The organism is Clostridium zeae, assembly GCF_017312485.1.
Taxonomy (GTDB): Bacteria; Bacillota; Clostridia; order Clostridiales; family Clostridiaceae; genus Clostridium_AR; species Clostridium_AR zeae.
In genome coordinates, this window is sequence record NZ_BMBA01000001.1 from 1,892,606 (window position 1) to 1,906,368 (window position 13,763).

13 protein-coding genes and 1 riboswitch are annotated in these 13,763 nt (G+C 32.3%); of the genes, 2 read left to right on the forward strand and 11 right to left on the reverse strand.

Annotation, left to right across the window (positions count from 1 at the left end; genetic code table 11):
• Positions 1-48: 48 nt before the first annotated feature.
• The 7 genes from J3477_RS08645 to J3477_RS08675 all read right to left on the reverse strand — a co-directional run bounded on the left by J3477_RS08645 (position 49) and on the right by J3477_RS08675 (position 5,690).
• A complete protein-coding gene (locus tag J3477_RS08645) occupies positions 49-930 on the reverse strand; it encodes a lysozyme (protein ID WP_206869363.1) in 882 nt (293 codons plus the stop codon).
• Between the two features lie 14 nt (positions 931-944).
• A complete protein-coding gene (locus J3477_RS08650; RefSeq protein WP_206869364.1) occupies positions 945-1,211 on the reverse strand; it encodes a hemolysin XhlA family protein in 267 nt (88 codons plus the stop codon).
• A 13-nt stretch (positions 1,212-1,224) separates the two neighbouring features.
• Entirely contained in the window at positions 1,225-1,482 is a 258-nt protein-coding gene (locus tag J3477_RS08655) for a hypothetical protein (protein WP_206869366.1), read from the reverse strand.
• Positions 1,483-1,495: 13 nt separating this feature from the next.
• Entirely contained in the window at positions 1,496-3,520 is a 2,025-nt protein-coding gene (locus J3477_RS08660; RefSeq protein WP_206869367.1) for a phage tail spike protein, read from the reverse strand.
• Positions 3,521-3,605: 85 nt separating this feature from the next.
• The gene (locus tag J3477_RS08665; protein ID WP_206869368.1) at positions 3,606-4,154 is read right to left on the reverse strand and encodes a serine O-acetyltransferase; all 549 of its coding nucleotides are present in this window, start codon (positions 4,152-4,154) and stop codon (positions 3,606-3,608) included.
• Positions 4,155-4,242: 88 nt separating this feature from the next.
• Positions 4,243-4,500: a hypothetical protein gene (locus J3477_RS08670; RefSeq protein WP_206869369.1), complete on the reverse strand. Its 258-nt coding sequence runs from the start codon at positions 4,498-4,500 to the stop codon at positions 4,243-4,245.
• A gap of 45 nt (positions 4,501-4,545) precedes the next feature.
• A protein-coding gene (locus J3477_RS08675; RefSeq protein ID WP_206869370.1) for an IS3 family transposase occupies positions 4,546-5,690 on the reverse strand; the annotation gives its coding sequence in 2 pieces (ribosomal slippage) (positions 4,546-5,432 and positions 5,432-5,690; 1,146 coding nt in all).
• 108 nt (positions 5,691-5,798) lie between these two features.
• Between J3477_RS08675 and J3477_RS08680 the strand changes: the two genes are divergently transcribed.
• A complete protein-coding gene (locus tag J3477_RS08680) occupies positions 5,799-6,122 on the forward strand; it encodes a tyrosine-type recombinase/integrase (RefSeq protein ID WP_206869372.1) in 324 nt (107 codons plus the stop codon).
• Positions 6,123-6,456: 334 nt separating this feature from the next.
• Here the strand turns inward: J3477_RS08680 and J3477_RS08685 are convergent, their stop codons facing one another.
• From J3477_RS08685 to recD2, 3 genes are read right to left on the reverse strand one after another with little or no spacing between them, the layout of a single operon-like run.
• Complete coding sequence (locus J3477_RS08685) at positions 6,457-7,131, reverse strand: ComF family protein (protein WP_206869374.1); 675 nt, start codon at positions 7,129-7,131, stop codon at positions 6,457-6,459.
• Positions 7,107-8,135, reverse strand: a complete 1,029-nt coding sequence (locus tag J3477_RS08690) for a hypothetical protein (protein ID WP_206869376.1) — start codon at positions 8,133-8,135, stop codon at positions 7,107-7,109. The genes J3477_RS08685 and J3477_RS08690 overlap by 25 nt, the downstream gene beginning before the upstream one ends.
• 13 nt (positions 8,136-8,148) lie before the next feature.
• Positions 8,149-10,383: an SF1B family DNA helicase RecD2 gene (gene recD2 / locus J3477_RS08695; protein ID WP_206869377.1), complete on the reverse strand. Its 2,235-nt coding sequence runs from the start codon at positions 10,381-10,383 to the stop codon at positions 8,149-8,151.
• A 406-nt stretch (positions 10,384-10,789) separates the two neighbouring features.
• On the opposite strand from recD2, the gene nagA reads away from it, so the two are divergent.
• Positions 10,790-11,935 carry an N-acetylglucosamine-6-phosphate deacetylase gene (gene nagA / locus J3477_RS08700; RefSeq protein ID WP_206869378.1) on the forward strand — a complete coding sequence of 382 codons (1,146 nt, stop codon included), beginning with the start codon at positions 10,790-10,792 and terminating at the stop codon, positions 11,933-11,935.
• Positions 11,936-12,223: 288 nt separating this feature from the next.
• Here nagA and metK read toward each other — a convergent pair whose 3' ends face one another.
• Complete coding sequence (gene metK / locus J3477_RS08705; RefSeq protein WP_206869379.1) at positions 12,224-13,399, reverse strand: methionine adenosyltransferase; 1,176 nt, start codon at positions 13,397-13,399, stop codon at positions 12,224-12,226.
• A gap of 268 nt (positions 13,400-13,667) precedes the next feature.
• A riboswitch (SAM riboswitch) is annotated at positions 13,668-13,763 on the reverse strand.

Consider the following 13,763-nt stretch of genomic DNA (forward strand, 5'->3'; position numbering starts at 1 on the left):
TATTATTTTTTAGTAATTAAAAAGAGTACCTATTAAGGTACTCTAATCTTATAGATTTCTTATATAATCAGCATTTAGAAACATATCACATTCTTCGTTTCTTCTATTCAGTAAGCCCTGTAACTTCTTTCCATTAGCATTGCACCAAGCAGTAAAGTTTTCTCTAAGGCTTTCATCTCTTACACCTGAGCAAATCCTCTTATAAAGATTTGAGTCCTCTAAAAGGGCTTTAACTCCACAATTATATGAAAAGCTAGATAATGCATCGAACTCATTTTGCTTGAGCTGTACGCCTTTACTATCAAGATCTGCTTTTATTCTGCTTGCCTTATTATTTATTTCTTGTTTAAGCCATTCAGTAGCTTGTTCTTCAGTGCAACGTCCTAGTGCTACTTTATCATCATCAGTGGTTCCATATCCTATAGTTTGGACACCAGTTCCATCATCGTAGTTATGATCCACGAATCCCTCATAGCTCTTAACAAAATTAACTAACGCATCAGATACTAGATTAGGATTAACTTGTGTTGTTTCTTGAGGTTTTGGTAAGTCCCACTTCCATATAACACCTGACTTAGTGTTAGGTCCTTTATCTGTATCATATGCAACATTGTACTTACTGCCTAAATCCTGAAGTATAGTGACGTATTCATCTTGAACACTTCCTATCGCTGCACCTGAATTTATATCAAATACAACTCTGTAAGGAACCTTTAACTTATGGTCATTATCATAGACTATACAAGCATTCTTTACAAAAGCTTCTCGATCTCCTGAAGGTGTTGGATAAGTACATCTCACTAACTGCTTCAAATAGCTGATATCTGTTACGGTTATCCTGTCTCCTTCATCTACATGATGGCCTTGCTCCACGTTTCCGTTAACATCTCTTGTGTAAAGAAAATCCCCTGCTACTTTTGCATTACTCATAAAAAATCCCTCCATTATTTAAATATATTGTGTTGAACCGCATAAAAAAAGAAAGCTACAAAGCTTCCTACCATTAGTCCTATAAACCACTTCATTGTTGTGGTTAACCCTTCTAGTTGTTTACATAAATTTTTTAAATCTGTCTTTAACTCTACACTCTCAGCTACAAGTTTATTAATTTTGTGTTCATGTTCCTTTAAAGCATCTCCATGGGATTCAACCTTTTCACTCAAATTTTTGTGTTTTTCTTCCCAAAGTTCTTGATCGAAAACATTTTCCATATATATCTCCTTCCTATGCAACTGGATACTTTGGTAGTGCATCCTGTTTAATTTTTAATTGGTTTGTTTCTAAATCTACAACAAATTTTTCTTTATTATTAATAACATAATCGTCTCTGTCAAATACCTTGTAATCCCAAATCTTTGAAAACTCTTCTTTATTTACATTGAAATAATCCATTGTTTGTGGCCCTAAACAGTAAGATTTAATTTCGCCTGTTTCTTTAGAATAATATAATGTCATTTTTTTATTAAATTCATCAAGTGTCATTTTAACCCCTCCTCTAGGCTGTTACTACATATGAGCATTCCAGTGGAACAAATGCTGTATGTAAAACGTTATCTTGAATGTAATCCCAAAATCCCCAAGATGCATATTCAAACCAACCATCTTGAATGTTCTTATTTATTATATAGCAATAAGCAACTCCAAATTTTGTATCTGTAAACAAATCGATAGTGTTAGGGAATACACTACCAGGAGCCATTATCTTACTTAGTGAAATAGCAATATCAAAATCCTTGCCTTTAAACTGATCTGGTAGTTGAACCCTTGCTCCTGTACTTTGCGTTCCTGCTCCTGGTGCTGCTAAACTTAAGAAATGATATCCTCGTTTTTGATTTCCTTGTATATTAAAGAATCCTTCTGCATCAGATTGAGAGTAAGTTCCATTTGAATGACTCCATCTAGAATATGAATTTGTGTGAATTGCTGTATCTCCTGACCTGCCACCTATTCTAAACCCACCATTGGATAAATCTATATCTACTGTTCCATCAACACTCTTAATCCTTCCAGTAATTACAGAACCATCTAAGTCGGTTATTAAATCACCATCAAAGAAAAACTGGGATCCATCAAACTTAAATTTATTTGCAAAATTAAATGTTCCATCATTCATATTTATCCATGTAATTTCGTTTTCTGACTTTAGCACTCCAACCTTTATTAAAGATGCATCTAATTCACCCGTTTTAATAAAATTAGCGACTATTTCACCATCCATTGTAATAGCCACAGGAAAATCCCCATTATAGCCAGTAGAACTGTATCCTAGTCCGTTCAAGTTCCATCTCCATACCTTTGCAGCTGTAGCTATATTATCAGTATCACATATAAGAATTTCGCCCTCACGTTTAATTACATGACCTCCTAAAGCTTGTTTGAGCTTATTTCCTATTACATAATTATCAGTAGCTACAGTTATTATTTTATTGTTTAGGATATTAGATACAGCATAATCCCTTTTAGTGTAGTCACCTAGTTCTAATTTAGTGTATTTCTTAAGAATACAATCATAAGCGTATGATCTTAATCTAGCTTTTAAATCAAGCTTTAATTTGTTGCTATAAATTGAACATATATCCCCAATATAAAGTTGTTGAAGTATACTTAAATCCTTATATAAGTCTGTTCTGCTTAAATCTGCAAAATCTACTGTATAGTTTACGCTTGGCCTGTCTATATGCTGCTCTGAATACATAAGATTAACCTGTCTCCTAAGCTCTTCATAAACAGCTTCATTGTTAGGATAGTCTGTTTGTGCATCTTCTCTAGATACCTTTATATTAGGAAAATCAACAGTTTTAATGCTAGGACTTATATAATTATTGATTAATGGAGAATCAACATACTTTTCAGGAATCAATAAAGGTTGGTCGTTATCGTCACGCCCTGTCGTCATTACTCTTGTGACTTCTGTACCTTCTATACTTTCTTCAATGCCTGTCATGTTTTTACCTTGGCTTATCTTAAATCCTCTATCAGAGCCTAATTGAGTTAGTACATTAAAGTTGAAATTTCTTCTTTCTAACTCTCCGCCCCAAACACTAAGAAATGAATTATCATCAGTGCTCATTATAGCTTCTAATAGGTTCTTTCTAACATAATAGGCAGTGTTTAAAGTCTGAATATCACTAGAAAATGAGAAATTACAAGGAAAAGCAGTATTGTTTTTTAACCAGTTTAACGCATTATACCCATTTAAATTGGTAGGTCGTACGTCTTCCATGAAATTTCTTTCTAAATCGTAACTTATATGCCTACATAAGCACTCAATGTTATTACTGTCTTGAAGTGATTTTCTAGTCTTGTATATTCTAAACAAATCAGTTCCAAGCGGTGTAGGCACTTTAATAATGTTATCTTTGACCAAATATTGAGCCTTTTTATCTGCTAAAGGATATACTAAAGTAAGTTTATAGTCACTATTTATTATTTCTTCAACTTCTGCTTTCATAACGTTCGTTAAAATAGCAAGCCCGTTATTATCAAAATCTGTTATTAATCTATCATGTACAGTTATCAAATTATCACCTTCTTTTAGGTAAAATAAAAGAACTTAGGGAATTTTCTCTAAGCTCCTTTTGAGTCGCATTATTTATTTTTTAATGTTATATAGAATAGACTTTTAATTCACTTACACTATTTTCTTTACACTTGTCAATAATAATCGCAGGGTTTCCTACAACTGTGCAATTACTTGGTATGTTTTTAGTAACCACTGCATTGGCACCTATTTTTACATTATCTCCTATAGTTATTCCACCTATTATCTTTGCACCGCATCCTATGTAAACATTATTACCAATCTGCGGAACACCATCGTTTATTTTTCTATTTCCCTCATTCATACCTATCGTTACTTGATGAAAGATTGTACAGTTATCCCCTATTTTAGCAAACTCACTCAATATTATTCCATACGGATGGTTAATTCTCAGCCCCTTACCTATCTTGGCTCCAAAAGGCAACTCAGTGTGAAATAATATGTCCGAAAATATCTTCTGTATGACTTTTAATATTAAAATTACCAACTTTTTTATAGGCTTGGGAATCTTGCTATATACCACACTATTTCCAATTCTATATATTAATAATAGAAAGAAGGGTATTTTTCTGCGTAGACATGCTGAATAGTCCGATTTTAAAAGTTCAACCATAATCTCAATAACCCCTAAATGCTTTTTTATAAATTATATCATAAACAAAAGTAAAATATATCCATTTAATAGAAATAGTTATTGTATTTTATCTTAGTGTCGAAATAGTAAGCATAAAATTCATACTTGTATCAGGTGTTGTTACCATTGTTCCAGTACTTCTATTAAAGAATCTTATTTTTCTTGGATTACCAGCTAAGTAGGGAACTATAACGGGTTCGTAGGCAAGCGTTGAACCGTTTATATAACCAGCTGCAATTGAAGTAAAATTTGTAGTAGAAGCCATAAATACACTTGTACTAGGGAAGACTACTCCATCCACTGACCACGATGGTATTCCATACATATATTGGACTTGTCAAGGTTTTGTAGACATAAAGTTAAGAGGAATTTATGAATTTTGTTTCTCAAATTGGGATGGAGAGAGATATCCCAATGAAGAATGCATTCTTTTTGTGTTGTAATACAATTCAATGTATTTAAAGATTTCTTTTTGAGCTTGTTCAGGTGTCGCATAGTGTGCTCCTTGAATGAGCTCTCTTTTTATTGTTCTGTAAAAAGACTCCATTACTGCATTATCATAAGGATTTCCTTTTCGACTATTACTGTGTTTAGCTCCATGCTTTGAGAGAATAGCTCTAAAATTGCCGCCAGTATACTGAGAACCTTGATCGGTATGGACAATCAGCCCAGTCTCGGGGCGCTCCTTTCCATAAGCTTGTAAAAATGCCTCAATTACTAAATTATCTTTCATTCTGTTACCCATTGACCACCCAACAACTTTTCTAGAGAAGAGGTCTACAAATACAGAAAGATATAGAGTACCTTTCTTAGTAGGAATATATGTAATGTCACCAACCCAGATCTTGTTTTTGGCATCTGTTAAGAACATCTGATTTAACAAGTTAGGTCTTTCTTCGCCTCTATTTCTGAGATTATATTTTTTGTAGTTATACCTGGTACCTTTCGGGCATAAATTCATTTCACGCATTAGCCTGGATATCCGCTTCCTATTAGCATAAATTCCGCGCTCATTAAGAACTTTTCTAATGCGTATAGAACCGTAACGTCCTTTATGCTCATCGAATATTTCTTTAATAATTTCCTTCAAAGCTGAATTCTCAAGATCACGCTTGGAAGGTTTGTGATCTAGATATTTATAGTAGCCTGATCTTGAAACTCCCAATGCTTTGCAGGCCTTCTTGATGTTTATGTGATGTTCATTGTCTTTTATGTATTGAAATCTTATTTGTTCTTTCGCTTCAAGAAGGCCTGGTATTTTTTTAGCATATCTAATTCATTTTTAAGTCCTTCATTCTCTTGTCTAAGCTTTTTTATCTCATACTGATAAGAATAGAGTGCAGTCCCGTGACCTGGGAATGCACTCTCTCCATATTCTTCGTATTCACTGATCCAACGGTACAGGGAATTGTAGTGGATGTTTAAAGCTTCTGCAGCTTCAGCGACAGACATGTCATCATCCAAAACTAATTTTACCGCTGCAATCTTAAATTGTTTATCATATGAACGTCTCATAAAGCAGCCACCTTTCACTATTTTTTCTTAACTTTGTGTCTACTTTATTGTACCACGTCCAAAATTTTAATATTTTCACTGTCTACTTGACAGGGAGCAGTTCAGAACATGATTAAATCAGGGGATAGTTATAATAATGAACATGACTTAATCTTTACTGCAGCCCTTGGAGGCCCATTAGGAAAGAGATATGTATTAAGACATTGGACAGACGCTCTAAAAGCGCTCAAATTGCCCTATAGACCTTTCCATGTTACTAGACATACATTTATAACTCAAATGGCACTTGATGGCGTTCCAGAAGCTATTACGCAAACAATAGTAGGGCATAAGAAAGGTTCTGAAGTCACACATAAGATTTATACTCATGTTAATAAGGAAAATACTAAAAAGGTTTTAGAAAACTACAGAATTAACGTACCTACCACTTAGATTGTTATAGTTTCTTATAGTATTATATTATCTAGGTGGTTAATTGGTGGCTAATCGCATTGAGATGCAAAATAAAAAGCAGCCTTTAAAAGACTGCTAATGCGCACCGTTGGTGCATTTAGAACGCTAGTTGACCTGGTCTTTGACCCCACACTCGCCTGCTGGAACTTTTGCTACCCGGACTCAACCTCTCACTACTCATTCTCTCAGTTTTACTGGCAGGACTTACCTCTAAGCCGCACCATGCTCATTAAACCTTTTGTTCAACTTACGTGGATCGTTTCGCCTGCGACTGGCATCGACTTTCAACCACAAACCTAGCCCCTGTTATCTATTATATATTACTTTTTGCAACAGTCAAGAGTATTACATCTCCAGCTCCAGCCTTTATAAGCGTATCTCTACAACTCATAAGTGTTGAACCCGTTGTAATCACATCATCTATTAATATAATAGTTTTATTTTCTATATCTTTAGGTGTTTTAGTTTCAAATACTCCGATCATATTTTCAATTCTTTCCTCAATAGATAATCTTTTTTGTTCCTTTACCTCTTTTGATCTTTTTAAAGTATTAACCAATCTAATTCCACTAAGATTTGATAATTCTTTTCCTATAGCTCTGCATTGGTTAAATCCTCTCTTTTTTGATGAAGCTTTAGATATTGGAACATAGGTAATTAAATCTCCACTTATATGCTCTTCTTTCATTTTTTTATGAAGAATTTGAGCTAAAAATTCTGCACTTTCAAAATCAGCTGAGTATTTTAAATTAATTATGAGTTCTTTAATGCTGCCGGAATAATAAGCAGCACTACGACACTTAACTTTATTTTCTTTGTCTAAATAATATTCTCCACATATATAAGCTACATTATTTAAACATCTATCACAAATAGATTCAGTATCAGTATCTAATTCACAACACAAACACTTATTAGAATGAGGATAAATCACTTCTAGCACACAATCTAATATATATTTAATTATTTTAGTAATCCCTTTTCCCACGCAGCTTTATTAAACTCCCTTGCCAAATCTTTTGCATACTCCATTTGAGCAGAAACTTCATTTGCTAGAAGTATAACCTCTCCTTGAGCACCTCTTACTTTACCTACTTTACCACAAAGGTATACTATTTTTTTATAATCGAAAAATTTATCATCAGCAAAATAAATTATTACATCAATATTATCTAATTCCTCAAATTGCTGTACTATTAGATTAGTTATAACCATAACAGGTTTGTCTTTTACTTCATGTAATTTCTCTATAGTTTTTATTTCACTACTATCTGTTACTTTAACCAATTTCATTCTTGAAGAAACTTTTAGTATATTATTGTAATAATTATATACTATTTCTGTTTTCTCTTTTGAAGGTGTATGAATTAGTACCTTCCTATTATTGTCTTTAAACCACTTTAAATAATCATATAAAAGATAAGGGATATCCTTGTTTAAATCAATCCTTGTGGTTATAATTCTAGGTTCAACAAAAGGGGTCATTCTAAAGCAATTTCCAAGCTGTATATAAGGACAATTAATAAAAACAGCTTCTGTGCTATATACAATAACTTTATTTGATCTTTTATATAAAAAATCAACCGAATTTTGTATCTCTAATTTTCCTTGTCTAGAGAAACTAGTTATATCATCGTAAATAATTAATTCGTAATCTTCTTCTATAAATCTAATGTTTTCATAGCTTATAAAATGAAGATAGGTATTGCTATGATAACTTCCATTTCTTATAATAGAATAGCTTTTAAATCCAAAGGACAACTTGAGGTATTTTACTATATCTTCATTTACATCACCATCTTGAGTTACATAAAGTATTTTTTTATTATTAGATAAGATATTTTTTACAAGCTCTCTAAATATTCTCGAAGTATTATAAGGTACAGTGATTATATTTAACAGTCTACATTCATCTTTCTCATACCAATCGTTTATTTTATTAACTGAATGATTTAATTCAATATATCTTTTATCCATTTCAATATTAACCATATTAACTCCTCACTTATTCAGACATAAATGCATCATTAGATATAATATCTTTAATTCTCCACTTTAATGAAGAATATCTTTCATTACTTCTAGTATTGTCAACCATATATTTAAGTGCCTTTATCCCGCCAACAACAACCACTAGCTCTTTTGCTCTTGTTATACCAGTATAAAGTAAGTTTCTGTTCATAAGTAGCGGTGACCCCATATAGGAAGGTATTATAACAACTGGAAATTCACTTCCTTGACTTTTATGTATAGTTATTGCATATGCTAAATCTAACTCGTCAAGAAATATGTAATCATAAATAATTTTTCTTTCATCTTCAAATATGACACTTAAGGATCTATTTTCTTCATCAATGGAGTCAATAAACCCCATATCGCCGTTAAAAACGCCTACACCTTCATTCTCTCCAAATCCGCTTATTCTAGTCCATTTCAATGAATAATTATTTTTAGTTTGCATTACTTTATCTCCAACTCTAAAAATAATATCTTTCATTTGTTTTTCTTTCTTATCCTTACTCTTTGGATTCAGGATTTCCTGAAGCTTATTATTTAAGTTCGTTATACCGAGTACCCCTTTCTTCATTGGAGACAAAATTTGAATTTGCTTTAACTTATCCCACTTTTTATTAAACTTAGGTAGTCTTGTATTTATTAAATCAATAACAGTCATAAGTATCGAATCTATTTCTGATTCTTTTATAAAGAAAAAATCTTTATCCTTTTCATTTAATAATGGCATTTCACCCTCATTTATTCTATGAGCATTAGTAACAATCAAGCTTTCCCTACCCTGCCTAAATATTTCCTTCAATCTCACAACCTTAGTAAATTCGCTTTCTATAAGATCCGCAAGAACATTCCCTGGACCAACTGAAGGAAGCTGGTCAATATCTCCAACTATAATAACTCTTGTTCCAACCTTTATAGCTTTTAAAAGGTTATTCATGAGAACTATATCAATCATAGAGGCTTCATCTACTATAACAACATCTGCCTCAAGAGGAGAGCCTTCATCTTTTGAGAACATAGAAACATCCTCATCATCACTTACTCCCATCTCTAATAATCTGTGTATTGTTTTAGCTTCTCTGCCAGTAGATTCAGTCATTCTCTTAGCAGCTCTTCCTGTTGGAGCTCCGAGCATTACCCTCATTCCAGCTTTTTCATACATTTCTATTATACATTTTATTATTGTTGTTTTACCAGTTCCTGGACCACCTGTGATAATTTCAATCCCATTAGTGAAAGCACCAACTATTGCATCTTTTTGAGATTTAGCAAAGCTTATATCATTTTTGCTTTCAAAAGTATCAATCTCAAATCCTAAATCTAGATTAATATTTTGGAAATTACTTATTGCCAGCGTTAGTATCCTATTTGTTATACCTAATTCACAATAATAATAATATAAGTTAAATACAGCTTCTATATCATTTATTCTATCTATTTTTATCTTACCATCCAGTGAGCTGTCATATATATTTTTTTCTATTACACTTTTATCTACTGTAAGTACTTCAGAGGATTCTTTAATTAACAACTCTTTAGGCATAAATGTATTACCATTAGCACAAAAATCATTAATAACATATTTAAGACCGCTCTGTATCCTAAATGGTGAGTCAACTTCAACACCTAAGGATCTTGCAATCTTGTCGGATGTTTTAAAGCCTATTCCAGTTATCTCTTCACATAAAACATAAGGATTTTCCTTAACAATATTTATTGAGCTCCCTCCAAATCTCTTATAAATCTTTATACATTGATTCGTTGTAACCCCATGTGCTTGAAAGAAAATCATTATATTCTTAAGTTCCCTTTGAGATACATAAGATTCAATTATAAGCTCTAATTTTTTTGATCCTATTCCTTCTATCTCTCCAAGACGTTCAATATCACTATCCATTATTTCCAAAGTTTTTTCACCGAACCTGCCGACAATTTTCTTAGCAGTAATTGGACCTATTCCGTAAATTAAGCCTGATGCCAAATACTTTTCTATTGCTTCTACAGTGTTAGGTATTATTTCATCACATTCCTCAACCTTAAACTGTCTTCCGAATTGTTGATGTAAAACCCAATTACCTTTCATTTCTAGATTTTGGCCTTCTCCAATATAAGGGATTACTCCTACAATAGTTATAATGGTCTTATCTGTTTTTATTTTAGCTACAACATATCCATTCTCATCATTTTTATAAACTATTGTATCAACAATACCTCTTATAACTTCCATTTTATCTCTCCTAGTTTTATTTCACAATATTCTATTATAGATTATATCACAACATACAATATTTAAATATTTACAGAATAATTTCACTTGTAAATATTGTTGCCTTTCTAAATGTATGCTTTCAAGGCATTAAAGGTTAATGATTTTTGACTAATATAAAAAATATGTTTAAGTTCCATTTTTATTACATAATTCTACAACTTTATTTAAAATATTATTCAATATAAAACAAAATTTATTTTTTTGCTAGATTATTGAAAATATTATTCAAACTAATTAAAATTAATAGAATTATTTAGCTGTAAAACTTTAAAGTTTCCTATATAGTAAAAAAAATAAGTATTTCCATTTTAAATAGTGTTTCTATAAATTAAATTTAGTATTATTATAAATATGAGGTGATTTAATGTTATTAATAAAAAACTGTAAAATAATTTTCTTCGATAAGATTGAAGAAGGCTCTATACTTATTGAAAATGGTAAGATTAAAGCCATAAATCCTGAAAATAATATTGATTGTGAGACAGTTGATGCAATGGGTCTATACTTATCCCCTGGTTTTATAGATGTTCACATACATGGAGCTGGTGGTCACGATACTATGGATGGAACTTATGATGCTATCAATGAAATATCAAAAACAATTGTACAGCATGGAACAACATCCTTCTTGCCAACTACCATGACTGTATCTACAGATGACATCAGTAAATCAATCGAAGCTATAACCTATGCAAAAAATAATGGAACTGATGGCGCGAATGTAATAGGTGTACATTTAGAGGGACCATTTATTAGTTCAAAGATGATCGGAGCACAAAACCCTAATTTTATTTTAGAACCAACAATAAATAACTTTAAGAAAATAGTTGGTGAGAATATAGATACTGTAACTGCTATAACCATCGCTCCAGAAGTAGATGGAGCTAAAGAACTAATTAGTTTCCTTAAGGAAAATGATATTGCTGTATCAATGGGACACACAAATGCAAATTATTCTGAGGCAATTGAAGGAATTAAAGCTGGAGTATCTCATTCAACTCACCTTTTTAACGCCATGACTCCTTTTCACCATAGAGAGCCTGGTGTGGTTGGTTCAATTTTTGATACAGATATTACCACTGAAACTATATCAGACGGTATCCACATTGCTTATCCTTCTCTTAGATCCGCATATAAAATTAAAGGCATTAATAAAGTCTTATTAGTATCAGATGCAATGATGGCATGCTGCATGCCTGATGGAGATTATTCTTTAGGCGGTCAAGAGGTAATAGTTAAGAACGGTGCTGCTAGATTAAGAAATGGTGCTTTGGCTGGTTCTATCTTAACATTAGATAAGGCAGTAAAAAACGTTAAAAATAATACTTCTTATCCATTATATGAAATAATAAGAATGGCTTCATATAACGCTGCAAAACATTGCAAGGTTGAAGACACGAAAGGATTAATTCAAGAAGGATATGATGCTGATTTATTATTATTTGATGAGGAAATCAATATAAAGTCTGTTATTGTAAAAGGTAAAGTTGTATTTAATAAAAACATATAAGACCTTAACATCGTTTGCAAATCAACATATCTATACCTCTATACCTGTTGATTTTATATAATATTTCAATGTGTAAATTAGAAGAATAAAAAAACTCGCTTCAGCGAGTTTTTTTTGCGCATCTACCTTTCCGAATGCATATGAGGAAAATTTGGCAGGCGCAGTTCTGTTTTTACTGTATTGATATAAAAAGCTTCCAAAACCATTGAAATATCTCGTTTTAGCTCCCTTGGAAATTTTATAACTTCATATACAGTAAAAAAATGCTGCTTAAAAGCAGCATTTTTTCTATATATATTTCTTTATTTCTTCAACTTTGTTTAATTGTTCCCAAGGTAACTCAACATCAGTTCTTCCAAAATGTCCATAAGCTGCAGTTTGCTTAAATATAGGTCTTCTAAGATCAAGATCTCTTATTATAGCACCTGGTCTTAAGTCAAATACTTTACCAACTATTTCAACAATTTTGTCATCTCCAATTTTTCCAGTTCCAAAAGTATCTACTTCTATAGAAACTGGTTTAGCAACTCCTATTGCATAAGCTAACTCTATTTCTAGCTTATCAGCAACACCCGCTGCAACAAGGTTTTTAGCAACCCATCTTGCTGCATAAGCTGCAGATCTATCTACTTTAGTTGGATCCTTTCCTGAGAAAGCACCACCACCGTGTCTTCCATATCCACCATAAGTATCAACTATTATCTTTCTTCCAGTTAAACCACTATCTCCTTGTGGTCCACCTATTACAAATCTACCAGTAGGATTTATATAGTACTTTGTATTTTCATCTAATAGGTTTGCTGGTATTACAGCATTTATAACATGTTCTTTTATATCTCTTTCTATTTGCTCTTGAGATACTTCTGGACCATGTTGTGTAGAAACAACAATTGCATCTATTCTAACTGGTTTGTTGTCTTCATATTCAACTGTAACTTGAGTCTTTCCGTCTGGTCTTAGATAGTCTAAAGTACCATTTTTTCTAACTTCACTTAATCTTCTTGATAATCTGTGAGCTGAAGCTATTGGCATAGGCATATATTCATCTGTTTCGTTTGTAGCAAATCCAAACATCATACCTTGATCTCCAGCACCAACTGCTTCAATCTTGTCCATTTCACCCTTTTTGGATTCTAACGCTTCATCAACTCCCATAGCAATATCAGCTGATTGTTCATCTATTGAAGTTAGTACTGCACATGTATCGCAGTCAAATCCATATTTAGCTCTGTCATAGCCAATTTCTCTTACTGTCTGTCTTACGATTTTAGGTATATCTACATAGCAATTAGTAGATATTTCCCCCATAACTACAACCATACCTGTAGTTACTGCTGTCTCGCATGCAACTCTAGCATTTGGATCTTTTTCTAATATAGCATCTAATATTCCGTCTGAAACTTGGTCACAGATTTTATCTGGATGTCCTTCTGTAACTGATTCTGATGTAAATAATCTTTTCATTCAAAACTTAACTGTCCTCTAAAATAAAACAGTTAATTCCTCCCTTCATATTTTTTTATTATAGAAAAATCATTATCTCTACCGTCATTGATTTTTTTATGCATCGCCTTCTTTAATGGAATTAAAAGTTTGTGTGGCGTATAGCTTTTTACTCTTAGTCAAGAATATTTGTTTTTTCGCAATTATTCTTATATAATATAAAAGCTTCTTATATTTTGCTACAAGAGTAAAAAAAATCCCTTCAAAGAAGAGATTTATGATTTCATCTCTCTTATCTCGCAGCTCACCTGCAGGAATTGGCACCATTGTGTATATCACTGGTTGCCGGGTTTCATAGGGCCCTTTTCCCTCCACCTCTCTTGAT